Consider the following 22911-nt stretch of genomic DNA (forward strand, 5'->3'; position numbering starts at 1 on the left):
GTCCCGCTACGCCCGCTGACCTCGCACGCCGCGACGGGCGGGACGCGTGGGCTCGCCTCAGGTCAGGGGGACGAACACGTGGATCGTCTTGCCGCCCCCGGGACACGGCTCGATGGTGACGGCGGTGGAGAGGCGGATGATCAAGGGCCAGCCGTATCCGTTCGTCCGGTGCGTGCGCGGGATCTCGCCGGTGCCGTAGGCCTGCTCGGGGACGATGTCGCTGTTGTCGCGCACGGCGAGCCGTACGCCGTCGTCGGTCGGCGTCGCGTCGAATCCGGCGAGCCCGTCGCCGTGCCGGATCGCGTTGGTGACCAGTTCCGAGACGACGAGCAGCAGGTCGACGACCGCGTCCGGGTTCGGCCCGCCCGTCCGGCCGTGTTCGCGCAGCAGGGCCCGTACGTGGTCGCGTGCCGTCGCGGCGCTCGTGATCGCGGCGCCCGCTCCCGGGCTCGGCCCGTCCGCCGGTGGGCGGTTGGCCGGGTTCATGGCCCGGTCGCCGGGTCCGGGAGTTCCAGCGCCGCTCCGACGCTGTCCGCGAGGACGAAGAAGCCCTCGGTCCCTGTCACGTCGAACAGCCTCCGAACGATGTCGCTGAACGGCCCGCAGACCACCATGAACGTGCCGCGGGCCCGGTGCGCGCGCTGCGCTTCGATGAGGACGTGCAGGATCGACGAGTCGGCGAAGCCGGTGCCGGACAGATCGACCACCGTGCGCTCCGGGCCCGTCCGGCCGGCCAGGCTCAGTGCCTCGTCCAGCCGGAAGGCGCTCTCGTGGTCGATGTCGCCGCCGACGCGCACGACGAAGGCGTCCTGGTCCGCCCCGTGCGTCACGGTGGCTTCCGGCCCGTCGGGCATGGGAACGCTCCTTCTCGTCCGCTCACACGGGCTGCCTCGGCGGGAGGCTCCGGTAGTAGGTCCCGACGCTGGACAGGTACACGGGGTCCGAGGTCTCGCGGTCGGTCCTGAACACCGGCGCCGACTTGATCTCCTCGCGGGTGCAGGCGACGGTGATCTTCTGGGACTCCGTGTCGATGCCGGCGACGACACCCACGGGCACCAGCACGCTCTTGCCGAACACCCAGACGCCGGTGTCGACGACCAGGTGACGCATGCCCGCGTCGTCGGCCTGCCGGTCGACGTGTCCTATGGTCCCGTCGGTCGCCTCGACGCTGTAGCCGGCCAGTTCGTGCGCTTCGGGGTGGTTGAACTCCGGTGCGTAGGACCAGATTCCGTCGATCGTCATGTCTTCCTCCGTGGGCTCGCCGGGTCGTACAGGGCCCCCAATACCCCACTATCCGGCGCGCATTCGACGGAATGCGACGGGCGGAGCGCGAGTCCTGCACCGTTCACCCGCGTGCGTGACCGGGGCCCACGCGCGTCAGCCGGTCCCGGGACTCCGCTCCCCGCCGCTCTCGTCGCGGAGCGCGGTGAGGTGCTCGAGCGTTCCCGTGATCTCCAGCAGCCGGTCCATGCCGCGGGGCCGCTCGTCGAGGTACAGGCGCACAGCCGCGGCGTCGGTGCGGCGACGGATCATCAGCAGGGTGGACAGGCCCATGGAGTCGATGATGCCGAGGCCGGCGAAATCGACGCGCAGTTCCCGGAATCGCCCCTCGGGGTCCCGGGGGGCGACGAGGTACTGGTCGACGGTCCTCATGAGCTCGTCGCACGTCTCGTGGTCGAGGTCTCCGGCGACGCGGATCACGAGTGCGGCGGGCTGGACGTCGACGGTCAGCGTGAAGGCGGGGGGATGTGAAGTGGTCATGCGGGCTTTCCGGGGCCGGGGATCGTGGATGGCGGCGTTCGGTTTCCGAGCGCCTCCCGCGCGTGGGCCAGCGTGCGGCAGGCGCGCGGGAAGTCCTTGAGCTGCAGGGCCAGCAGGTCCAGGGCGGGGTCCAGGCTCCGCGCGGGGACATGGCGGGCGGTGAGGATGTCCGCGGTCCACAGAACGAACCGCGTGAACAGCTCCTCGTCGGCGACGTACAACGACGTGGCCAGGTACTCGACGATGTGCGCGAGGTCCTCGGCGGTGTGCCGCCGCTGCCGTTCGGTGTATCCGCGCAGCGGCGCGAACCGGTCCTCCAGGTCCGCCAGTGTCTGCTTGACGAGCTGGTGGGCCGTCCCGGCGACGATCGTGTATTCCTGGTCGGCCAGGTGCGGGAGGTCGTCCACGGTCTGGTGGACGGCCGGGGGGCGGGGGCGGTCGAGGCCCCGTTCGAGGACCTCCGCCGCGCGCCGGGCGTCGGGCGCCCATCCGTCGGCGCCCAGGGCGCGGGCGTACCGGCCTTCGGGGCCGAAGGCGGCGCCGCCCGCGATGACGGGCACGCCCGCCGCCTGACAGGCCGTGACGGCCATGTGCGCGGTGGGCAGATGGGTGGGGATCGAGGAGGAGAGCGCGACCGCCCTCGGTCCCGTCTGGTGGAGATGCGCGATGAGATGAGGGGTGGGCACGTGAGCGCCGAGGAAGTCCACCCGCCATCCGCGCAGCCGCAGCACCTCCGCGAGGAGCCTGGCCGGCAGGGCGTGCCACTCGCCGTCGACGCAGGCCACGGTGACACGCGGACCGCTCGGGGTCTCGCCGCGGCGGTCGGTACGGTGGGCGAGGACCGCGATGACCCGCTCGTGGATGGCGGTGGCGGTGTGTTCCTGGGCGACGGTGAGCCGGTTGGCCGCCCACTCCGTGCCGACTCTCGCCTGGACCGGGGCGATCAGGTCGAGCAGCACGGTCTCGGCGTCGGCCGACGACTCCAGCGCGTCGAGGACGACGGCCGCGGCCGCGCGCTCGTCGCCCTGGTGGACCGCCGACCACAGATGGTCGCGGGCGGGGCCGAGCGACACGGCCTCGGGGTGCGGTGGGGGTGGTGGGGTCATCCTGTGTACCTGCCCCGAGTGTGGCCGTTCACCGCGCTCAGGTGCGCGTGGTGGGGTGCGGTGACCGCGACCGTCGCCATGTCGTCGTGTCCGCCGCGTCCGACCCATTGCGCGGCGAGCATCTGGATGTGCTCCACCACGGCCTCGGCGGGCATGCCGGCGCACTGCGCGAGTGCCGTCTCCAGCCGCAGGACGCCGAAGAATTCGTCCCCCAGCGGCCCTCCCCTGGCCTCGGTGATGCCGTCCGTGAAGAAGAGGCAGGTCTCGCCGGGCGCCAGTTCGACGCCGACCGTGGTGGAGCTCACGTCCCAGAACGCGCCGATGAGGGTCCCGCGTGTCCTGGCCTGCTCGACCGCGCCGTCGGCCCGCACGATCAGCGGGGCGGGGTGTCCCGCGCTGGTGACCCGCAGATGGACGATGCCCGCGCGGCGCACCACGGAGGCCATGGCCAGGGTGGCGAAGCGGGTGTGGTGGGAGTTCATCAGCGCGCCGTTGAGCAGTCCGAGCAGCCGCTGGTGGTCGTCGGCGAGCGGCAGGAGCGCCTGCACCGTGTTGCGGATCTTGCCGGTCAGCACGGCGGCCTCGAGCCCCTTGCCGCAGACGTCCCCGAGGACGACGAGGGACTCCTGGCCCTCGTCCGCGGCCGGGTGGACGTCGTAGAAGTCGCCGCCGACGCGTTCGGCGTGGCCCGCGGGGCGGTAGCGTCCGGCGAACTCGACCCCGTGGACCTCGTGCAGTCGGGGCGGCAGCAGTTCCCGCATCAGCGTCGCCGTGATGGCGGCCTGTTCGGCGTACATGCGGGCCGCGGACATGGCGGCTCCGGCGCGTGAGGCGAAGAGCCGGGCGAAGATCTCCTCGCTCTCGGTGAAGGCCGCGTGCCGGCTCGACCGGAGCAGGATGAGGGCGCCCGCGGGCACGCCGTGTCCGGGCAGCGGTGTCACGACGGCCGAGCCGACGGGTTCGGTGAACCCCTCCGGCACGACCCATCCGGGAACGGTGGCCGGGTCGATCCAGCGGGACGGTACGGGCGGGAACCCACGCAGGGCCTCGCCGAGCCCCGGCAGTTGTCGTACGTCGTTCTGCACCGTCCGGTGCACCACGGCGCCGTCGGGTCCGCAGAACGTGAGCTGGACCTTGCGCCCGCGCGGCGGGGCGACGATCACGGCGGCGTCGGCGAGGTGCTCGGCGGCCAGTTCCGCCGTCACCTCCATGCACCGTTCGACGTTCAGTGAGGACAGCAGGGCGCTGGAGGCGCCGGCGAGGAAGGTGGCGCGCTCCCGTTCGGTCCTGAGCGCGTCCTCCGCCAGGCGACGGTCGGTGTCGTCGAGCAGCCACCAGACGACGTCGCCGTCGTCCGTGCGGGTGGGGCGCCCTTCGAAGGTGCGGTCGCCGACCGGGCCGTGCACGAACGCGTCCGGACCGGGGTTCCGGGGGCCGGGCACGACGCCCCGCAGACGTGTGTGGCCGTCGGCGATCCACGCGGGGACCACGTCCCGCAGCCATGACCCGGCGATCGCGTCGGGGAAGAGCGTGGCCGCGGCGTCGTTCGTGTCGACCACGCCACCGGACGGGTCTGCGACGACCACGGGGTAGGGGGCGGACCCCCACGAGGCGGCCGTGACGGCGCCGCGCGGGCCGGGGGGAGGTTGCTGGGAAGTGTCCACGAGCAAGGCCCGCAGAGCGAGCCCACCACCTTTCCGGGACGACAGATTGTTTCCGTCCGACAACCATCTCCCGAGGGAGCACGTCGCGGCAAGTCACCCGGGTGAAGTCACCCGAAACGGACCGTTCCGGCCGGTGATGTCCGTCAACGCCGGCGACTGCGCGTCGCCCAGCCGCCGCCGACGCCGGAGAGGTGAAGGGCGAGCAGGGCGAGCCCTATGAGCATGACATTGGTGGACGTGAACACGTGATTGGTCGAGACGTCACCGGCATTGATCAGGAACGCGATGAACAGCAGTACGGCGGCGGCGATGCCGAGCATGAGGACTCCTTGTGAAGGTCCGGCCGTCGAGGTGAAGGTCCGGTCGTCGAGCGATGGAGTCCGGATGCCCCGAGAAGGCCGCCCGACACCGCGCGTGTGACGAATTCGTCGGATCCACCACCCGGAGGCAGGTGCAACCGCGTGGCGACTTTCCACGGAAGTGAAGGACAAAAGGCACGAAGAGGGCACCATTCGGCGGTGCTCCCCGGTGCATGAAGGGACGGGCGATGAAGCTCCAGGACGAACTGCCCCTCGATCACCACCTGGCCGCCGTCTACCGGTGGGGCGCCGCGTTCTGCGGGGTGGTCCTGCTCGTCTTCGGCAGTCTCGGCTTCGCCGACGAGCTCAGTCCGTTCGACACCAACGGGGACAGCGTCGCGGGCATGTCGAGCAACGGCGCCCTGAGCCTGATCTCCGTGGCCGTCGGCCTGTTCCTGATCGCCGGTGCCGTCATCGGCGGAAACGTCGCCTCGACGCTCAACATGGCGGTGGGAACCCTGTTCCTGCTCAGTGGATTCGTCCACATCTTCATCCTCGACCGCCCCGCCAACATCCTCGACTTCGGCATGACCAACGTCGTCTTCAGCTTCGTCATGGGGCTGGTGATCCTGACGTTCGGCATGTACGGGCGCGTGTCGAGCAAGCTGTCCCACGACAATCCGTACTGGCAGCACCGTCACCCGCACGAAGCCGCCCGGGAATCCCTCGCCCTCGGCGCCGGCCCGGCCCCGAGAGGCGCGCTTCCGGCCGGCGCGGAGCGCGGCGGGCGGCACTTGACCTGGGCGGATTCACCCGGCAAGCGCCGCCACGGGCCGCCGTCCTAGGAAACGCTCCCGGCCGTAGCCCCCACGCCCTCACGGGCGACCGCGCCCTCCACCGGGCCGGTCGCCCGCCACACGCTCTCGTGGTCCTCGGCCAGTCCGAGCCCGGCCAGGCCCTTGAGATGGCCCAGCACGGTGGAGCGCCGGAAGCCCACGGCCTCGGTGAGTTCGGCGACCTCGGCCCCGCCGGCGCCCGCTTCCGCCAACCGCTCCCACGTGCGTACGGCGTGACGGCTCAGACCGCTTTCGGTCACCGTCCTGGACACGGCCTCGGCCCGTTCTCCGTTCGCGTCCTGCCCGGGAATGGGAGGCTGGGCGCGCGCGGGCCGCGGGTCGGCCACGGCCGCGCCCACCTGCTCCCGGATCTCACGCGGCGATCTCCTCGGTCCGACCGGACGGGGCGTCATGTTCACCTTGCGGTGCCTACGGCCTTTGCTGTGTCGGCTCATCGATTCCTCATCTCCGCCTCGACGATGCTCACAGCAGGAGAACGAGCGGGAGCCGACTAGGTAGTTCAGCCGTTCGAAGGACAGGAACCGCGTGGCGTTCAGTGGAGCGGGCCGGACACACCCAGGGTCCTGCCGTTCAGCGTCCGCACCTCGGTGTGCGGCCGGACGAGCGGCGGGACGGCCGCGGACACCGCCTTCGGCGAGGGCGCCGGGGACGTCCCGCCCGCCAGCAGCCCGGCCTGCCGCGCGTCCCGGCGCTGCTCTCCGGCCGCGAGCAGGACGTCGGCCGCGGCGACGGCGTCGCGCACACGGGTCGTTCCCGTCATCACACACAAGGTGTACGTGACGTCCTCCAGTCCGCGGGCCGTCTCCGGAGTCTCCTTCTCGGCGTACGCGATCTTCAGGGCCGCGTAGCGGGTCAGCAGCCTCCGGACAACCTTCGGGTCGGGCACGAGCACGGCGAGGGCTCCTCTCTCGAGTTTCCGACCGTGTGCCCGGGTTCGGGACGGTTCATTCGCAACATCCGCACCGGACAACCTATTTGGCCCAACGCCGTCTCACTGACGGAATCCCGTCGCCCCCGCCCGTCACGTACGGAACCGGTCGGCGCCCGGGGCGAAAGGTGTGACACGGGTGAACCAGGGCACTTGGAGGCACCATGACGACTTCCACGACACCCCAGTACACGGTCCCCGGCATCAGCACGCAGGACGGCGGTCGGATCATCGATGTCCTGAGCATGCGGCTGCATGCTCTCAACGACCTGTCGCTCACGCTGAAACACATCCACTGGAACGTGGTGGGTCCCCACTTCATCGCCGTGCACGAGATGCTCGACCCGCAGGTGGACCGCGTACGTGACATGGCGGACGACGCCGCCGAACGGATCTCCGCCCTCGGCGGGGTTCCGCACGGCACACCGGGCGCGCTCGTCGCCGAACGGACCTGGGACGACTACAGCGTGGGCCGCGCCGACGCCATCGCCCACCTCGGCGCCCTCGATCTCGTCTACACCGGGATCGTGGAGGAGCACCGCGCGGCCGTGGCCGAGGTCGGCAGGATCGACCCGGTGACCGAGGACCTTCTCATCGAGCAGCTCCGCGCGCTCGAGCAGTTCCAGTGGTTCGTCCGGGCGCACCTGGAGAGTGCCGGCGGGTCGCTGTCACATGCCGGTGCCCGCACCGAGCGTGAGGCGGCGCGCTCGGCGGGGCAGGGCGCCACGCGCTAGGGGCGACGACGCCGGCCCGCACCGACGGGGGCCCGGACCGGGAGCACGGGTCCGGGCCTCCTCGCGGTCGGCGCGGCCGCCGGGCCGGTCAGGCGCGGTCGATGTAGCTGCGCACGGTCGTTCCGGAGCTGTCGCTGTGCACCCGGACGAGGTCCGAGAGGAAGTGCACGAGCAACAGACCCCGTCCGCCGATCTGATCGGGATGCGCGGGGTGCCGGCCGGCCAGCGGATCGCTCAGCCACCCCTTGTCCCGCGTCTCGCACACGATCTGCTCGCCTTCGGCCCACATCCTCAGGGTCCCCGAACCGCCCCCGTGCACCACGCTGTTGGTCGTCAGCTCCGCGACGACGAGGTTCAGGTCCTGGAGGCGGGCTCCTGACATCCCCCAGGCCCGGGCCTCCGCCAGGGCGAAGTCGCGCGCGGCGGGAAGGAGTTCGGCGTCGAAAGGAACCGTCGCCGCTCCCGGCGGACGGCGCAGCACGTCGTTGAAGCGGGCCAGCACACCGTCCGGGTCGTAGGCCGCGCTGACGCACTGCCGCCCGGCGCCGATCACGACGGGGTGGGTGGCATGGGCGTCGGCGATCACGCCCGAGTCGAGGGCACGGGCGTCGTACGGGCAGAGGATGGTCACGTCCCGTCCGGCGAACGCCCGGTTGATCAGGGCTTCGTGCTGGACGCAGGCCGGGTACTCCACCGCCGTGCGGCCGGCCCACACGGGCTCGCCGATGATCCGTACATGGACGCCTCGGTGGACGTCGGCGAACGCCCGCAGAACGGAGGGGATGATCCGGCCGGGGTTCCGGCCGGCCCGCTCCATGTCGATCCAGCGGACGCCGGCACCGAGCGGTCCCATCGCGTCGCGGACGAGGCCGAGTCGCGCGGCGGGAACGGCCACCGCCACCGGCTCCCCCGCGGCTACGCCGTCGGAGACGAACCGTGTCATCTCCTGCACGTACTCGAGGTCGTCGCGGTAGATGAGCGCGGGATGGACGAAGGGTTCGGCTTCGCCGTGGAGTGCCGCCGTCGTCATGCCACGACCACCGCCGCGCCCAGGGACCGGCGTGCGGCGAGCGGTCCCGCGTCGGGGTACGCCAGAGGCGAGCGCGTCTGCGCCCGGCCGACTCGTCGCTCGATACCCACGGACTCACCCCGTGACCCATTTTACTTCGCCGCATCCGAACGGTGTCCCCGGGAGGAATATCCCTGACCTGGGGTCAGGGGGAGGCGGGACGTACGCGTTCCGCGGAATTCCCGAAACCGGGTGGCATGAGTGGTGTGAGGCAGGGCAGACGGGCCCTGTCATCAATTCCTTAGGACGATGTGGGGTGGACGGCATGGCAGCCGTGGCGGCAGTGAGGGCGACGGACACGGCGCACCAGGCAGCGACGGTCACGGAAGGTGTCCTTCCGCAGATCGACGAACCCCTGAAGATCAGCCCGAAGGACGCGCGTGAGCTGTCCCGTCAGTTCTTCGACCGGCTGTCCGTACTGGAGGAGGGGACGCATGAACACCAGTACGCACGCAACACCCTCATCGAGATGAACCTCTCCCTCGTCCGGTACGCCGCGGCACGCTTCCGCAGCCGCAGCCAGGGTGAGATGGAGGACATCGTCCAGGTCGGCACGATCGGGCTCATCAAGGCCATCGACCGTTTCGAGCTGTCCCGCGAGGTCGAGTTCACGTCCTTCGCGGTTCCCTACATCGTCGGCGAGATCAAGCGGTTCTTCCGCGACACGAGCTGGGCCGTGCATGTGCCCCGGCGGCTTCAGGAGGCCCGCGTCGAGCTGGCCAAGGCGACGGAGGAACTGCGCACCCGCCTCGGCCGCACGCCCACGACCCGTGAACTGTCCGAGCTCATGTGCCTGTCCGAGGAAGAGGTCATCGAGGCCCGCAAGGCGTCGAACGGCTACAACTCCTCGTCCCTCGACGCCGCTCTCACGGCCGACGGCGGTGCGGACGGCGAGGCTGTCCTCGCGGACTTCATCGGCGAGTTGGACCCGTCACTCGAACTGGTCGAGGACTTCAACTCCCTGGCTCCCCTGATCGCCCAGCTCGACGACCGGCAGCGCCGGATCATTCATCTGCGCTTCGTCGAGGAGCGCACCCAGGCGCAGATCGGTGAGGAGCTCGGTATCTCGCAGATGCATGTCTCCCGGCTGATCACCCGCATCGTCAAGCGGCTGCGCGCCGGGCTGCTCGATCCCGCGGTCGCCTGACGTTTCCGCACGTGACAGCGCGTACGACTCTCCCGTCGGCCCGCCCAGGACTCCGGTCCGCGGCGGGCCGACGGGATTTCCCGTACCCGGGGGCCCGCCCACCGGGACCGAGAGGGTCCTGTGTATCCCGTTCACGCGAGGTTATTCCTGTGACCGGCGATATTTTCGGCCCCCTGGAGAATTCCCTCCGACGCTTTGTTCCGCCCCCGCTCCCTGGGTTAGCCTGCGGCGTATTTTCTTGATGGGATGACCCGTGATCTGCGGGAATCCCACGGGCAGGCAGGGGGGCCGCCCGTGGGCCCGGCGCGGTTCCGAGTTCCGTGACACGGGACTCCAGGGGAGCGGAACGAGGGTGGCCATGACCAGGGCAGCGAGCGGGACGTCCGTACGGACGCCGGGTGAACAGGAGTTGCGGCAACTGCTGGCCGGTCTCACCGCGGTGCGCGACGGCGACTTCGGCACCCGGCTCCCCGACGAGGCCGGCGGCCTGCTGGGTGACATCGCCACCGTCTTCAACGGCATGGTCGACCAGCTCTCGGTGTTCACCTCGGAAGTGACACGGGTGGCCCGTGAGGTGGGTACGGAGGGGACGCTCGGCGGCCAGGCGGAGGTACCGGGGGTCTCGGGCACCTGGGCCGACCTCACCGACTCCGTCAACGCCATGGCGGGCAATCTCACCACGCAGGTCCGGGACATCGCGCAGGTGGCCACCGCGGTCGCCAAGGGTGATCTCTCGCAGAAGATCGACGTGCCCGCCCGCGGCGAGATCCTGCAGCTCAAGGAGACCGTCAACACGATGGTCGACCAGCTCTCCGCGTTCGCCGACGAGGTCACCCGCGTCGCGCGCGAGGTCGGCACCGACGGACGCCTCGGCGGCCAGGCCCAGGTTCCCGGGGTCGGCGGGGTGTGGCGTGATCTCACCGACTCGGTGAACTTCATGGCCGGCAACCTCACCGCCCAGGTCCGCAACGTGGCCCAGGTCACCACCGCGGTGGCCCAGGGAGATCTCTCGCAGAAGATCACCGTGGACGCCCGCGGCGAGATCCTGGAACTGAAGAACACCATCAACACGATGGTCGACCAGCTCTCCGCGTTCGCCGACGAGGTCACCCGCGTCGCCCGCGAGGTCGGCACCGACGGGCGCCTCGGCGGCCAGGCCGACGTGAAGGGCGTCAAGGGCACCTGGCGCGACCTCACCGACTCGGTGAACTTCATGGCCGGCAACCTCACCGCCCAGGTCCGCTCGATCGCCCAGGTGGCCACGGCGGTGGCCAAGGGCGACCTGTCGCAGAAGATCACCGTGGACGCCCGGGGCGAGATCCTCGAGCTCAAGGAGACCATCAACACGATGGTCGAGCAGCTCTCGGCGTTCGCCGACGAGGTGACGCGTGTGGCCCGCGAGGTCGGCACCGCGGGCAACCTGGGCGGACAGGCCACCGTGCGGGGTGTCTCGGGCACCTGGAAGGACCTCACCGACAACGTCAACGTCATGGCGTCGAACCTGACCGGTCAGGTCCGCTCCATCGCGCAGGTGGCGACCGCCGTGGCCCGCGGCGACCTCTCGCAGAAGATCACCGTGGAGGCGAAGGGCGAGGTCGCGGCGCTGGCCGACGTCATCAACACGATGGTCGACACCCTGTCCGCGTTCGCGGACGAGGTCACCCGCGTCGCCCGCGAGGTCGGCACCGAGGGGCGGCTCGGCGGCCAGGCGCACGTGCCCAATGTGGCGGGCACCTGGAAGGACCTCACCGACAACGTCAACTCGATGGCCAACAACCTCACCGGGCAGGTGCGCAACATCGCCCTGGTGACGACGGCGGTGGCCAAGGGCGACCTCTCCAAGAAGATCGATGTCGACGCCCGCGGCGAGATCCTCGAACTCAAGACGACCATCAACACGATGGTCGACCAGCTCTCCGCCTTCGCCGCCGAGGTCACCCGCGTGGCCCGGGAGGTCGGCAGCGAGGGCAGGCTCGGCGGCCAGGCCGAGGTGGAGGGCGTCTCGGGCACGTGGAAGCGGCTGACCGAGAACGTGAACGAACTGGCCGGCAACCTCACGCGCCAGGTGCGCGCGATCGCCGAGGTCACCGGTGCCGTGGCCGAGGGCGACCTGACCCGGTCCATCACCGTGGAAGCCTCGGGCGAGGTCGCCGACCTGAAGGACAACATCAACTCCATGGTGGAGTCGCTGCGGGAGACCACGCGCGCCAACCAGGAGCAGGACTGGCTCAAGACCAACCTGGCCCGTATCTCCGGTCTGATGCAGGGATACCGCGACCTGGACGTGGTGGCCGACCTCATCATGGACGAGCTCACCCCGCTGGTCGCCGCGCAGTACGGCGCCTTCTACCTCGCCGAGGAGACCGCGAAGGGCACGGAACTCCGGCTGGTCGGGTCGTACGGCTATCCCGACGAGGACGGGCGTCCCACTCGTATCCCGCTCGGCCGCTCGCTCGTCGGGCAGGCCGCGCGCAGCAGGCGGGCGATCACCGTGGACGAGGTCCCGGCCGGCTACGTCACCATCTCCTCGGGGCTCGGCCGGACCGCGCCGACCGCGCTGGTGGTCCTACCCATCGTCGTCGAGGAGCAGGTGCTCGGCGTCATCGAGCTCGCCTCGGTCACCCGCTTCACCCAGGGCCACCGGACGTTCCTGGAACAGCTCATGGAGACCATCGGCGTCAACGTCAGCACCATCGTGGCCAACGCCCGCACCGACGAGCTGCTGGGCGAGTCGCAGCGCCTGACCGCCGAACTCCAGGCCCGTTCCGAGGAGTTGCAGGTCCAGCAGGACGAACTCCAGCGCTCCAACGCCGAGCTGGAGGACAAGGCCTCCCTGCTCGCGACACAGAACCGCGACATCGAGGCGAAGAACCTCCAGATCGAACAGGCCCGGCAGGAACTGGAGGCACGGGCCCAGCAGTTGTCGCTGGCGTCCAAGTACAAGTCCGAGTTCCTCGCCAACATGAGCCACGAGCTGCGGACCCCGCTCAACAGCCTTCTCATCCTGGCCCAGTTGCTGGCGCAGAACCCCTCGCGCAACCTCACGGCGAAGCAGGTCGAGTACGCGGGCATCATCCACTCCGCCGGCTCCGACCTGCTCCAGCTCATCAACGACATCCTGGACCTGTCGAAGGTCGAGGCCGGCAAGATGGACGTGACTCCCGAACGGGTCCGGCTGCGCCAGCTCCTGGAATACGTCGAGGCCACCTTCCGCCCCATGACCTCGCAGAAGAGCCTGGAGTTCACCGTGAGCACCGCTCCCGGGGCCCCGGTGGACCTGCTCACCGACGACTCCCGGCTGCGGCAGGTACTGCGCAACCTGCTGTCGAACGCGGTGAAGTTCACGGAGCGCGGCCGGGTCGAGCTGCGCATCGAACCCGCGTCCGACCAGGAGATCCCCGCCGGCGTACGGCGCGGCGACACGATCGTCGCCTTCCGGGTCAAGGACACCGGGATCGGCATCCCGGAACAGCAGCTGGAGACGATCTTCGGCGCCTTCCAGCAGGCCGACGGCACCACGAGCCGCAAGTACGGCGGCACCGGTCTCGGTCTGTCGATCACCCGGGAGATCGCCCATCTGCTCGGCGGAGCGGTCACCGTGGACAGCACGCCCGGACAGGGCAGTACGTTCACACTGTTCCTCCCGGTGGCCCGGCCCGAGTTCGAGGAGCTGCTGGCCGGCGGCCGGGCGCCCGAGTCCGCGCCGCACGAGGACGCCTCGGCGCACTCCGAACAGCGGCACACCGCTCCCGGCTCGACGGGCCTGCCCCGCCAGCATCGGCGCCGGCTCCTGGTCGTCGAGGAACGGCCGCGGGGGCTGCTGACACTGGTGGCCGAGAGCGCCGTCGGGGATGTGGCGCGCAGCCGTGACGAGGGCGACGCGCGGGAGAGCGTCGACGTCGTCACCGTCGTCGGGGCGCAGGAGGCGGCCAGTGCCCTGGCCGCGGAACCGTGGCACTGCGTCGTGCTCGAACTCGGCATGCCGGAGGGCGAGACCGCCCGGTTCCTCGAAGCGGTGGAGGGCGACTCGGCCCTGGCGACCGTGCCCGTCCTGGTCCACAACGGCAGCCGGGTCGACCTCGCGCAGGAGCAGGCGCTGCAGTCCCGCTCGGGCGCCCGGTCGCTGGAATTCCTGTCCAGCCTCGACGAGTTGCGCGAGCGGATCGCGCTGCACCTGTCCGCGGACCAGCCGGGCGACGTGGTGCCGCTGGTCCGCGCCGAGGAGGCCAGGAGCCGGCCCGCGCGGCCGATCGACAGCGCCTTCCAGGGCCGTACGGTGCTCGTCGTCGACGACGACGCCCGCAACCTCTTCGCGCTCAGCGGGATTCTGGAGCTGCACGGCTTCCAGGTGCTGCACGCGGAGAACGGCAGGAAGGGCATCGAGACGCTGCTGAGCCGGCCCGAGGTCGCGCTGATCCTGATGGACGTGATGATGCCCGAGATGGACGGGTACACCGCGACCGCCGAGATCCGCAAGATGCCGCGGTACGCCGACCTGCCGATCATCGCGGTGACGGCGAAGGCCATGCCAGGCGACCGGGAGAAGAGCCTGCTGTCGGGTGCCAGCGACCATGTCACCAAGCCGGTCGACACCGACGACCTCATCGCGTGTGTCCGACGCTGGCTCGGGGCGTGACATGACACCCGGACCCCTCCGCCGCGGCAGCGCGGCGGGACATCCTCCGCCGACTCCCCTCCCCCGCCCTCCCCGGGGCCGCCGCCGAGGAGCGGTCGCACGATGAACAGTCCTGAGGCAACCGGCGCGCACGTCCCCGAGCCCACGGAGGACGGCACGGACGCCGGGCGGTCCGGCGAACTCCCGGGCGTGGCCCGGACATCACCGGTGGGCCGGCTGGCCGCCACCGTCGAACGCCTGCGCCGCGAGGTACGGACCGCGCAGGCGGAGGCCGACGGGCGCGCGCTGATCGAGCTGGCCAAGGGCATCCTGGTCGAGCGTCTGGGCTGCGGACCGGCCCAGGCCGCGCGCCAGCTCGCCGAGTTGGCCGAACAGGCCAAGGTGCCGCAGCTCCAGCTCGCGGTCGAGATCATCAACCAGGCGGCGCACGACCGGCTTTCGGAGGTGACCGGCACCTTCCTCTCCGCCGCGGCGGAGCATCCGCCGAAGGAGGACGCCTCCGCGGTACGGCTGCGCGCGGCCGAGAGCGGCGCGCTGGCGGCGGGCGACAGCCAGGCGGTGGCCGACTCCCTGCTCCAGCACGCGCTGACCCCGCTCGGGGCGGTCGCCGTGGCCATCTGGGCGGCGGACGCCGACGGTTCGCTGTCCCTGGCGGGCAGCGCCGGGTTCTCGGCGGGCGAGGCCCGGCGCTGGCGCTACGTCCCCCCGGGCGTCGCGACGATGGCACGCCGGGCCCTGGCCGACCGTACGACGCAGTGGGCGGGCTCGCTGGCGGACACCGGGCTGCCGTCCATCGGGCACGCGGACCATCCGGGCGGCGGCCGGGTCGCGGTACCGGCCGGATCGGGAGGCCGGATCCACGGCGTCCTGGAGATCGCGTGGCCGTCCGCCCTGAAACCTCAGCCGCCGCAGGTGGTCCGTCAGGTCGAGGCACTGGCCGAACTGTGCTCGCACACGCTGGAGACGCACGCGCTGCCGGGCGACTGCGCCGACGTGCGGGGAACGGCCGACGTCCGCGAACTGATCGACCTGGTGGACGGGTTGCACGATCCCGCGCTCGTGCTGGTGCCCCAGCTCGACGACCAGGGAAGACTCACCGACTTCCGCATCCGTCATGTGAACGGCCGCTTCCTCGATCCGGCCGGCCGGCCGCGGGGCACCGTGCAGGGGGCGCTGCTCCTCGAGGCCTACCCGCTGGCCGCCGGGGACAGCGGCCTCTTCCAGTGCGTCGAGCGCGTCTACGCCACCGGGGAACCCTTCCGGGCGCGGCGCATGGATCTGACGGCGCTGGTCGACCAGGTGCGGCTGTCCGCCGTGGCCGACATAAACGTCAGCCGGCACGGCGGAACCGTGCTGCTCATCTGGCGCATAGAGGACGAGACGGCACGGCTGGCGAGTCTGCTCCAGCACGCCCAGCGGCTCGGCAGGATCGGCGGTTTCGAGGAGAACCTGCTGACCGGCGAGACCGTCTGGAACGACACGCTCTTCGATCTGTACGGCCGCCCCACGTCGGGCGCCCCCGTGCCGCTGGAGGAACTGGCCGCGCACGCCCACCCGGACGACGCCGTCACCATCGGCCGTTTCCTGCGGACCGTCCTGCACCACCGTCGGCCGGCGTCCGCCGCGTTCCGGCTGCAGCGTCCCGACGGCGTGACCCGGCACATCCGCGTGGTGGCCGAGCCGGTGCTCGACGCCGACGACCGGCTGTTCACGGTCCGCGGGGCCTACCAGGACATCTCGGCGCAGCACTGGACCGAGGTGGCGCTGGCCGTCACCCGCGACCAGCTCGCGCACACCGAACAGCAGGCGCACGAACGCAACCGGCTGACCCTCCAGCTCCAGCACGCGATCATGCCGCCGGACCGGGCGCCGTTGCGGGCTCCGGGCCTCGACGTGGCGGTGCGCTACCGGCCGGCGGAGACGGAGCAGCTCGTCGGCGGCGACTGGTACGACGCCGTCGTGCTGTCCTCCGGTCTGGTCCTGCTGTGTGTCGGCGACGTGGCCGGTCACGGGATAGAGGCGGCGACCAGCATGGTGGTGCTGCGCAACGCGCTGCGCGGACTCGCCGTGACGGGCGCGGGGCCCGGTCAGTTGCTGTCCTGGCTCAACATCGTGGCGCACCATCTGACGGGCGGGATCACCGCCACCGCGGTCTGCGGAATCTACGATCCGCGCCGCCGTGTCCTGCGCTGGGCGCGGGCCGGACATCTGCCGCCCGTTCTCGTCCGCGACGCGGACGCGGGCCCGCTGCCGCTGATCAAGGGCATCCTGCTCGGTGCCGTCCCCGAGGCGACGTTCGAGGAGGACGAGGTGCAACTGGAGCTCCACGACACGCTGTTGATGTACACGGACGGTCTGATCGAACGGCGTGACCGCTCGGTCGAGGTGTCGCTGCGCCAGCTTCTCACCGCGGCCCGTACGACGTCCGGGACGCTGGACCACCAGCTCGACCGGCTCCTGACGTACAGCAGGTCCGACACCGACGACGACACCTGCATCGTCGGCATCCGGGTGGAGTAGGGCCGTACGAGATGCGGCCCCGCCGACAGCCGGGGGGAGTGGCTGCCTGCGGGGCCGTGCAGCTCGGGTTTCGCCAGGGGGGTAGCTTCCCGAACTGTCTCAGGATGCTGGTGCCCCGCTCCAGGCGAAGCATGCACACGAGTTTCGGGCCGGCTTTCCGCTCGTATGGCGGAGCGATCGGCTCAGGAGGGTTCACGCAGGGTACGCAGCAGGGGCTCCAGGGAGTCCGTGACGCAGCGCGCGGGAACACCGGCCTCCCGCAGTGTCCGCGCTCTGGCCGGGTGGCGGGCGTATCCGAGGAACCGGACACCGGCCCGGCGCGCCGCCGCGTGGTCCTCGGGAGCGGCGCCGATCATCAGCGAGACGTCCGGCTCGGCCCCCATGGCGCTCAGGGCGCGTTCCAGGGCGGCGGGACGGGCCGCGGGCGTTCCCGGGTGCGGCGCGCGGCCGAATATGTACGGAGTGAAGCGGGGCGTGAGCCCGCGGGCGTCCAGGTACGAGGTGACGGCCCTGGCCGAGGTGCCGGTCGCCACGGCGAGCCGCGCCCCGACCGCCGCCCAGGTGTGGATCAGCGGATCCGCGTACGCCGTCGGCATGGCGGTGCGTACCGCCTCCAGCTCGGTCCCCGTCAGCCACGCGTCGAGCCGGGCGAGTGCTTCGCCGCCCGGGTGCCGTCCGGCCACCGCCGTCAGAACGCGGTAGGGGTCCGCGGGGTGGCGCTCCTCCTCGGTGAGCACCGCGCTCAGGTCCGGTTCCGTCAGCCGGTCGAGCCGGGCTCGCGCGAGGGCCGTCGCGGAGGGCCCGGAGAAGAGCTGACAGATCGGGCCGTCGAAGCCGAAGACGACATACCGCGTCCGCGCGACCAGTTCCCGAACGTTCTCGATCCGACTCGTCACCACCAGGGTCTGTCCAGTCCCGGCCGTCACCAATCGAGCGAGTGTCGGCCAGTCGCCGCGCACCGTCGCGGCTCCGGCCGCACCGGCGGTCGCGGGCCGGGACAAGCCGGGACGACCGCCGTCAATGGGCCATGTCCGCGAGATGCGGGACCACGCGGGTCAGCCGCAGGACCCCCCACAGGACCAGCCCCGCGCCGATCAGCTCGGGCAGCAGCCACCAGCCCGTACGGATCGTCTCGTCGAAGAGCGTGACACCGAGTACGAGGCTGAGCGTCGCGTCGCCGATGGTCAGCGCGGGCTGCGAGGCGGCCAGCGGGCCCGCCTGGAGGGCGTTCTCCAGAAGCAGGACGGCGGCGATCCCGGTCAGGGCGAATCCGTAGGTCTGCCAGACGCCCAGGAAGGCGGCGAACCCGTCGTCGCGGAGCGTGCCCATGGCCGATTTGAGCAGAGCGGCGGTGAGCGCGTTGCTGATGGCCGACGCCGCTCCGAGCACGGCGGCGCGGAAGAGCGGCGGGCGGCCCGGACGGGCGACGACGACCGCGACCGCCACGCTTCCCAGGCACGCGATCAGCACCGGGATCCAGCGCTCCATGGAGGCGTCGGACTGTGCTCCCGAGGGAGCGGCCGCGAGGAGGACGAGACCGAGTCCCGCCACCACACCGGCGACGGCCTGCCATCCCGCGCGCGACAGACGGCGGTGCAGGAGCGGGACGGCGATCATCAGGGCGAAGGGCAGCTCCAGGATGAACAGGGGCTGCACCAGGGACAGCGGCCCGTTCGCCAGCGCGAGGGCCTGGAACAGCGCCGCCCCGATCACCCCGGCGATGCCGATCAGCCACGGCGGCTGCCGGGCCAGCCGGATGATCAGCCGCAGCCCGCCGCCTTCGCTGACGCGGGCGGCGGCCTTGCGCTGGAACGCCGTGCCCATCGCGTTGCTGGCGGCCCCGAGGAGCGCGAACAGCACGGCCAGTCCGGTCACCCCTCCACCATGCCCCGGGAGGGGACCCGGGGCCTCTCCCGGGCGCCGGTGGGATGGATCGCCGACGACGGGGCATCCGCCCTGTGGAGCCCCGTCATCTCATCCCCGTGGTGGCGGGGCTTCGTGCCGCTCCCACCACGCCGGCTCTCCTCGCCGGTCCCCCGTCCGGGCCGTTCCCGACGGCTCCGGCCCGCACACTCGGGCCCGCACGATCCCGCCCGCACGATCCGGCCCGCACGCTCGGGTCCGCCCGTGTCCGCGAGCCGATCAAAATGCGCGACGGCGGGGAAGGGAGGAGCGTGGTGGCGAAGAGAGGAGTGCCATGGCCACGAAGGCCGCGTCCGGTCGGCGGGACGACCACCGGGGATGGCTGCGCGGCTCGCCCCCTCCGCGCTGGGTACGGCTGCTCCCACCGGTCCTGCTGGTGGCTGTCCTCGTAGCGGAACTCGTCAGCAGCGTGCCCCCGGACATCGGCTTCCTGCTGGGAGCCATCCCCTCCCTGGCGGTCCTCTCCTACGGCCCGCTGGCGACCGCGGGCTTCGGCGCGCTCGTCGTGGTCCTGTTGAACGTCCCCGCCCTGCATCTCAACCATCCGGGCAACGCGGACCTGCTCACCATCACCTTCATCGCCGTGCTGAGCGTGTTCGTCGCGCTCGTCCGCAGCCGGAGGGACGCCCATCTGGTCACCGTACGGTCGGTCGCCGAAGCCGCTCAGCTCGCCGTACTGCCCCCGCTGCCGGAACGGGTCGGGCCGGTCCGCTGCGCCGGGCTGTACCGGCCCGCCCAGCGGGAGACGCTGGTCGGCGGCGACTTCTTCGAGGTGCGGGACGGGCCGTTCGGGGTCCGGGCCGTGATGGGCGACGTACAGGGACACGGGCTGTCGGCCGTGGGGACGGTCGCCTCGCTGCTGGGGGCGTTCCGGGAGACGGTGCTGGACCAGCGTGACCTGGAGGCGGCCGCGGCCCGGCTGGAACGCAGGCTGGTGGTGGACTCGGCGTCGGTCGATCACGCCGAGCTGTTCGCCACCGCGCTGCTCCTGGAGTTCCCGCCGGGCACCGACACCGTACGGATGGTGTCCTGCGGGCACCCCGCGCCGCTGCTGTTGCGCGGGGCGAAGGCGCTCGAACTGGACACCGAGCCGGGGCCTCCGCTGGGGCTCGGATTCTTCGAGCTGTCCCCGCCGAAGGGGAGCACGGTGGAGCTGGACCCCGGCGACCGGCTGTTCATGGCCTCGGACGGCGTGAGCGAGAGCCGGGACGCGAGCGGCGCCTTCTACCCGCTGCCCGAGCGGCTGACCTCGTTCGCCGAGGAGCCTTCGGACGCGCTCGTCGACCACCTGTGGGAGGACCTCCTCCGGTTCTGCCCCTCGATCCGCGACGACGTCTCCGTCCTGGTCCTGTCGCCCCGGCCCCGCGGCGACCGGAACGACGGCGACAGGGAGGAAGTCGCCGGGGCGACCGCCGACAGCCACCGCGAGAGCACCGGCGGCTGACGGTCGTCCGTCGTGTCGTCGCCGCGCATGTCAGGCCGTCGCCGCGCGTGTCAGGTCGTCGCCGCGAGGTCCAGTGCCGCGATGTAGCCGAACGTCATCGCGGGGCCGATCGTCGAGCCCGCTCCCGCGTAGCTGTGGCCCATGACGGCCGCGCTGGCGTTGCCCGCCGCGTACAGGCCCGGGATCACCGTGCCGTCCGGGCGCAGGACGCGGGCGCGGGCGTCGGTGCGCAGTCCGCCCTTGGTGCCGAGGTCACCCGGGACGATCTTGAAGGCGTGGAACGGGGGGAGCCACAGCGGGGCGAGGCAGGAGTTCGGGAGGACCACGGGGTCGGTGTAGTAGTGGTCGTAGGCGCTGTCGCCGCGGTGGAAGTCGGTGTCCTTGCCGCTCAGGGCCAGGCTGTTGAAGCGGCTGACGGTGGTGCGCAGGGCCGCGGCGGGGACACCGATCCGCCCGGCGAGCGCGTCCAGGGTCCACTCCTTGTACGCGGCTCCGGACGTGTACCAGGAGTCAGGGAACGTGAAGGTCGGCGCGACGTCCTTGAACAGGTAGCGGTTGCGGTAGTTCTGGTCGACGACCAGCCACGCCGGGATGTCCGGAGCGCTCGGGTTGCGGTCGTACATGGTGTGCACCACGTCGCTGTAGGGTCCGGCCTCGTTGACGAAACGCGCGCCGGCGGCGTTGACCAGCAGGCCGCCGGGCAGGGTGCGTTCGGCGAGGCAGAAGTAGGGCTCGCCGGGCAGCGGGATGGCCGGGCCCCACCATGCGTCGTCCATCAGGTCGAGCGCCGCCCCGGCCCGCCGGCCCGCCTGGATGCCGTCGCCGGTGTTCTCCTTGGCGCCCACCGTCCAGGCGGTCCCGATGGGCTGCCGCTGGAACTCGGCGCGCATCGCCGCGTTGTGCTCGAAGCCGCCGGAGCCGACGACGACCCCGCGCCTGGCCCTGACCAGTCCGGACGCGCCGTCGCGGGTGACCACCGCGCCGGTGACCGCACCGTTCTCCATGAGCAGGTCGGACATCGGGCTGTTCAGCCACACCGGGACCTGGGCGGCGAGCAGGCCGGCGCGCAGTCCGGCCGCGAGCGACTGGCCCATCGTCAGTGGTTTCTGGCCGAGCAGCGCCGCCTTGGTGCCGCGCGCCAGGCACTCGGTGGCGACGGCGGCGCCCTTCGCGCTCACGGCGGCGAGGGTGAGCCACTTGTAGTCGGCGCTGAAGACGACCAGGCCGGCCGGAACGGCCATGTACGCGGGGTTCAGGTGGGCGAGTTCCGCTCCGAGGATCGTGCCGTCGAGCTGGTCGGGCTCCATGGAGCGTCCGCCCGGCAGGCCGCCGGGGAGTTCCGGGTAGTAGTCGCTGTAGCCCTCCATCCAGCGGAAGCGCAGCGGGCTGTTGGCCATGACGAAGGAGATCATGGCCGGTCCGTTGCCGAGGAAGGCCCGCTGCCGGTCGGCCGGGACGTCCGGGCCCACGACGGCCGCGAGGTAGGTGGCGGCTTTCGCCGGGGTGTCGGGGACGCCCGCGGCGAGGATGACGGGGTTGTTGGGGATCCAGATGCCCGCGCCCGAGCGGGCCGCCGACCCTCCGAAGGTGGCCGCCTTCTCCAGGACGACGCAGCTAAGCCCCCGTTTCGCGGCGGTGAGCGCCGCGGTCATCCCGGCGGCTCCCGAGCCCACGACGACGACGTCGTACGTGCCGAGCAGGGGCAGGTCGGCCGCGGTGGCCGGGCCGGCGGCCGCGACGGCACCGGCGGCTTGGGCGGCTCCGGCGGCGAGCGCGAGGGAGGCGCCCGTGGCCGCGCCGAGCACCCGACGACGTGACGGGCCGGGGGCCGGGAGGGAAGGGGCAGGTCTGGCGGGCTCGGTGTTCGGGGACATGACGGGGCTCTCCAGCAGGGCGAGGAAATGTGTGGCTCTCCGTTGCTCCGGGAGCCCGACTGGCCCCCGCCGTACCGGTTCTGATGCAGCGTCAGGAATGTCGCGCGAGGGTCTTGTGAAGTCAAGAGCAAGCGGAGCAGAGCTCGCCGATCACCCCAAGATCGGACAGAAGTTACCAACCGGTATGTAGTGACTTAACAAGCCGGCAACAGTAGAACCTGTTCCCACTCATCGAGAGTGAGGAGTGTCACGTGGGTGACATCAACCAGCAGAACAACGATTCCAGGGGTGTTTCGCGCCGACGATTCATAGCTGGAACAAGTTCTATTCTTGGAGCAGTGAGCCTTGCCGGTCGCGCTGTCGCGGCCCCCGCGGTGATCGCCACGGCGGCCTCGTCCATCCCGTCCGGCGCACACGTCCCCGTCCTCGTGATCGGCACCGGATACGGCGGCTCCGTCGCCGCCCTGCGCCTCGCCCAGGCGGGCGTCGACGTGCAGATGGTCGAGATGGGCATGGCCTGGGACACACCGGGCTCGGACGGCAAGATCTTCGCCAACACGACCAGCCCGGACCAGCGTTCGTACTGGCTGCGGACCAGGACCAAACAGCCCCTCAGCAACTTCCTCGGCTTCCCCATCGACAAGGACATCCCCCGATACACGGGGATCCTCGACGCCGAGGAGATGGGCCAGATCATCGTGTACCAGGGCCGCGGTGTCGGCGGCGGATCACTCGTCAACGGAGGGATGGCGGTCACTCCCAAGCGGGAGAACTTCGGTGCGATCCTCCCGTCGGTGAACGCCGACGAGATGTACGCGACGTACTACCCGCGCGCCAACGCCACGCTCGGCACGGGCCTCATCGACCCGGCGTGGTTCGACACCACCGACTGCTACCAGTACGCGCGGGTCGGCCGGAAGCAGGCCCAGCGCTCGGGCTTCCCCTTCGT

Annotated in this window: 19 protein-coding genes and 1 pseudogene; 7 read left to right on the forward strand and 13 right to left on the reverse strand. The window is 71.4% G+C overall.

All coding sequences use genetic code 11. The features are described from left to right. Window positions 1-57: 57 nt before the first annotated feature. The 7 genes from ACWEBX_RS05495 to ACWEBX_RS05525 form a co-directional block, all read right to left on the reverse strand. Window positions 58-486, reverse strand: a complete 429-nt coding sequence (locus ACWEBX_RS05495) for an ATP-binding protein (RefSeq protein ID WP_451883597.1) — start codon at window positions 484-486, stop codon at window positions 58-60. Further along, window positions 483-854, reverse strand: coding sequence for an STAS domain-containing protein (locus ACWEBX_RS05500; RefSeq protein WP_451883598.1), 372 nt, complete (start codon window positions 852-854; stop codon window positions 483-485). The genes ACWEBX_RS05495 and ACWEBX_RS05500 overlap by 4 nt, the downstream gene beginning before the upstream one ends. Window positions 855-876: 22 nt before the next feature. Then, a complete protein-coding gene (locus tag ACWEBX_RS05505) occupies window positions 877-1242 on the reverse strand; it encodes a PRC-barrel domain containing protein (protein WP_451883599.1) in 366 nt (121 codons plus the stop codon). Between the two features lie 135 nt (window positions 1243-1377). After that, window positions 1378-1761, reverse strand: a complete 384-nt coding sequence (locus ACWEBX_RS05510; RefSeq protein WP_451883600.1) for an STAS domain-containing protein — start codon at window positions 1759-1761, stop codon at window positions 1378-1380. After that, window positions 1758-2867 carry a cobalamin B12-binding domain-containing protein gene (locus tag ACWEBX_RS05515; RefSeq protein ID WP_451883601.1) on the reverse strand — a complete coding sequence of 370 codons (1110 nt, stop codon included), beginning with the start codon at window positions 2865-2867 and terminating at the stop codon, window positions 1758-1760. The genes ACWEBX_RS05510 and ACWEBX_RS05515 overlap by 4 nt, the downstream gene beginning before the upstream one ends. Continuing rightward, complete coding sequence (locus tag ACWEBX_RS05520; RefSeq protein ID WP_451883602.1) at window positions 2864-4453, reverse strand: PP2C family protein-serine/threonine phosphatase; 1590 nt, start codon at window positions 4451-4453, stop codon at window positions 2864-2866. The genes ACWEBX_RS05515 and ACWEBX_RS05520 overlap by 4 nt, the downstream gene beginning before the upstream one ends. Window positions 4454-4674: 221 nt before the next feature. Further along, complete coding sequence (locus tag ACWEBX_RS05525) at window positions 4675-4851, reverse strand: hypothetical protein (protein WP_261705424.1); 177 nt, start codon at window positions 4849-4851, stop codon at window positions 4675-4677. A gap of 227 nt (window positions 4852-5078) precedes the next feature. On the opposite strand from ACWEBX_RS05525, the gene ACWEBX_RS05530 reads away from it, so the two are divergent. Then, window positions 5079-5675, forward strand: coding sequence for a DUF4383 domain-containing protein (locus tag ACWEBX_RS05530; RefSeq protein ID WP_451883603.1), 597 nt, complete (start codon window positions 5079-5081; stop codon window positions 5673-5675). Here the strand turns inward: ACWEBX_RS05530 and ACWEBX_RS05535 are convergent. Together ACWEBX_RS05535 and ACWEBX_RS05540 are read right to left on the reverse strand one after the other, a co-directional pair. Beyond that, window positions 5672-6079 (reverse strand): hypothetical protein, encoded by a 408-nt coding sequence (locus ACWEBX_RS05535; protein WP_451883604.1) that lies wholly within the window; start codon window positions 6077-6079, stop codon window positions 5672-5674. The genes ACWEBX_RS05530 and ACWEBX_RS05535 overlap by 4 nt on opposite strands. A gap of 140 nt (window positions 6080-6219) precedes the next feature. Further along, the gene (locus ACWEBX_RS05540; RefSeq protein WP_451883605.1) at window positions 6220-6579 is read right to left on the reverse strand and encodes a DUF5133 domain-containing protein; all 360 of its coding nucleotides are present in this window, start codon (window positions 6577-6579) and stop codon (window positions 6220-6222) included. 200 nt (window positions 6580-6779) lie between these two features. Between ACWEBX_RS05540 and ACWEBX_RS05545 the strand changes: the two genes are divergently transcribed. Further along, window positions 6780-7349, forward strand: coding sequence for a Dps family protein (locus ACWEBX_RS05545; protein WP_451883606.1), 570 nt, complete (start codon window positions 6780-6782; stop codon window positions 7347-7349). Between the two features lie 88 nt (window positions 7350-7437). On the opposite strand, the gene ACWEBX_RS05550 is transcribed toward ACWEBX_RS05545, so the two are convergent. Continuing rightward, the gene (locus tag ACWEBX_RS05550) at window positions 7438-8379 is read right to left on the reverse strand and encodes an anti-sigma factor RsbA family regulatory protein (RefSeq protein WP_451883607.1); all 942 of its coding nucleotides are present in this window, start codon (window positions 8377-8379) and stop codon (window positions 7438-7440) included. Between the two features lie 304 nt (window positions 8380-8683). On the opposite strand from ACWEBX_RS05550, the gene ACWEBX_RS05555 reads away from it, so the two are divergent. The 3 genes from ACWEBX_RS05555 to ACWEBX_RS05565 all read left to right on the forward strand — a co-directional run bounded on the left by ACWEBX_RS05555 (window position 8684) and on the right by ACWEBX_RS05565 (window position 16721). Then, window positions 8684-9565, forward strand: coding sequence for an RNA polymerase sigma factor SigF (locus ACWEBX_RS05555; RefSeq protein WP_451883608.1), 882 nt, complete (start codon window positions 8684-8686; stop codon window positions 9563-9565). 358 nt (window positions 9566-9923) lie between these two features. Continuing rightward, window positions 9924-14201, forward strand: a complete 4278-nt coding sequence (locus ACWEBX_RS05560) for a HAMP domain-containing protein (RefSeq protein ID WP_451883609.1) — start codon at window positions 9924-9926, stop codon at window positions 14199-14201. 102 nt (window positions 14202-14303) lie between these two features. Continuing rightward, window positions 14304-16721, forward strand: a complete 2418-nt coding sequence (locus ACWEBX_RS05565) for a SpoIIE family protein phosphatase (protein ID WP_451883610.1) — start codon at window positions 14304-14306, stop codon at window positions 16719-16721. Window positions 16722-16903: 182 nt separating this feature from the next. Here ACWEBX_RS05565 and ACWEBX_RS05570 read toward each other — a convergent pair whose 3' ends face one another. Together ACWEBX_RS05570 and ACWEBX_RS05575 are read right to left on the reverse strand one after the other, a co-directional pair. Next, the gene (locus ACWEBX_RS05570) at window positions 16904-17647 is read right to left on the reverse strand and encodes an HAD family hydrolase (RefSeq protein WP_451883611.1); all 744 of its coding nucleotides are present in this window, start codon (window positions 17645-17647) and stop codon (window positions 16904-16906) included. A 91-nt stretch (window positions 17648-17738) separates the two neighbouring features. Beyond that, window positions 17739-18545, reverse strand: a complete 807-nt coding sequence (locus tag ACWEBX_RS05575) for a DMT family transporter (RefSeq protein ID WP_451883617.1) — start codon at window positions 18543-18545, stop codon at window positions 17739-17741. A 373-nt stretch (window positions 18546-18918) separates the two neighbouring features. Between ACWEBX_RS05575 and ACWEBX_RS05580 the strand changes: the two genes are divergently transcribed. Further along, window positions 18919-20088 carry a PP2C family protein-serine/threonine phosphatase gene (locus tag ACWEBX_RS05580; RefSeq protein WP_451883612.1) on the forward strand — a complete coding sequence of 390 codons (1170 nt, stop codon included), beginning with the start codon at window positions 18919-18921 and terminating at the stop codon, window positions 20086-20088. A 50-nt stretch (window positions 20089-20138) separates the two neighbouring features. On the opposite strand, the gene kstD is transcribed toward ACWEBX_RS05580, so the two are convergent. Beyond that, complete coding sequence (kstD, locus tag ACWEBX_RS05585) at window positions 20139-21962, reverse strand: 3-oxosteroid 1-dehydrogenase (RefSeq protein ID WP_451883613.1); 1824 nt, start codon at window positions 21960-21962, stop codon at window positions 20139-20141. A gap of 338 nt (window positions 21963-22300) precedes the next feature. Between kstD and ACWEBX_RS05590 the strand changes: the two are divergent. Then, window positions 22301-22911 (forward strand): annotated as a pseudogene (locus ACWEBX_RS05590) (GMC family oxidoreductase); the annotation flags it as partial.

Source organism: Streptomyces sp. NPDC005070 (assembly GCF_053600395.1).

Bases quoted from the DNA above. Each gene is read 5' to 3' on its own strand.
- ACWEBX_RS05555 (WP_451883608.1), top strand. From the start codon at position 8,684: ATGGCAGCCGTGGCGGCAGTGAGGGCGACGGACACGGCGCACCAGGCA.
- ACWEBX_RS05510 (WP_451883600.1), bottom strand. From the start codon at position 1,761: ATGACCACTTCACATCCCCCCGCCTTCACGCTGACCGTCGACGTCCAG.
- ACWEBX_RS05495 (WP_451883597.1), bottom strand. From the start codon at position 486: ATGAACCCGGCCAACCGCCCACCGGCGGACGGGCCGAGCCCGGGAGCG.
- ACWEBX_RS05530 (WP_451883603.1), top strand. From the start codon at position 5,079: ATGAAGCTCCAGGACGAACTGCCCCTCGATCACCACCTGGCCGCCGTC.
- ACWEBX_RS05525 (WP_261705424.1), bottom strand. From the start codon at position 4,851: ATGCTCGGCATCGCCGCCGCCGTACTGCTGTTCATCGCGTTCCTGATC.
- kstD (WP_451883613.1), bottom strand. From the start codon at position 21,962: ATGTCCCCGAACACCGAGCCCGCCAGACCTGCCCCTTCCCTCCCGGCC.
- ACWEBX_RS05505 (WP_451883599.1), bottom strand. From the start codon at position 1,242: ATGACGATCGACGGAATCTGGTCCTACGCACCGGAGTTCAACCACCCC.
- ACWEBX_RS05500 (WP_451883598.1), bottom strand. From the start codon at position 854: ATGCCCGACGGGCCGGAAGCCACCGTGACGCACGGGGCGGACCAGGAC.
- ACWEBX_RS05535 (WP_451883604.1), bottom strand. From the start codon at position 6,079: ATGACGCCCCGTCCGGTCGGACCGAGGAGATCGCCGCGTGAGATCCGG.
- ACWEBX_RS05545 (WP_451883606.1), top strand. From the start codon at position 6,780: ATGACGACTTCCACGACACCCCAGTACACGGTCCCCGGCATCAGCACG.
- ACWEBX_RS05565 (WP_451883610.1), top strand. From the start codon at position 14,304: ATGAACAGTCCTGAGGCAACCGGCGCGCACGTCCCCGAGCCCACGGAG.
- ACWEBX_RS05515 (WP_451883601.1), bottom strand. From the start codon at position 2,867: ATGACCCCACCACCCCCACCGCACCCCGAGGCCGTGTCGCTCGGCCCC.
- ACWEBX_RS05575 (WP_451883617.1), bottom strand. From the start codon at position 18,545: ATGGGCACGGCGTTCCAGCGCAAGGCCGCCGCCCGCGTCAGCGAAGGC.
- ACWEBX_RS05560 (WP_451883609.1), top strand. From the start codon at position 9,924: ATGACCAGGGCAGCGAGCGGGACGTCCGTACGGACGCCGGGTGAACAG.
- ACWEBX_RS05550 (WP_451883607.1), bottom strand. From the start codon at position 8,379: ATGACGACGGCGGCACTCCACGGCGAAGCCGAACCCTTCGTCCATCCC.
- ACWEBX_RS05580 (WP_451883612.1), top strand. From the start codon at position 18,919: ATGGCCACGAAGGCCGCGTCCGGTCGGCGGGACGACCACCGGGGATGG.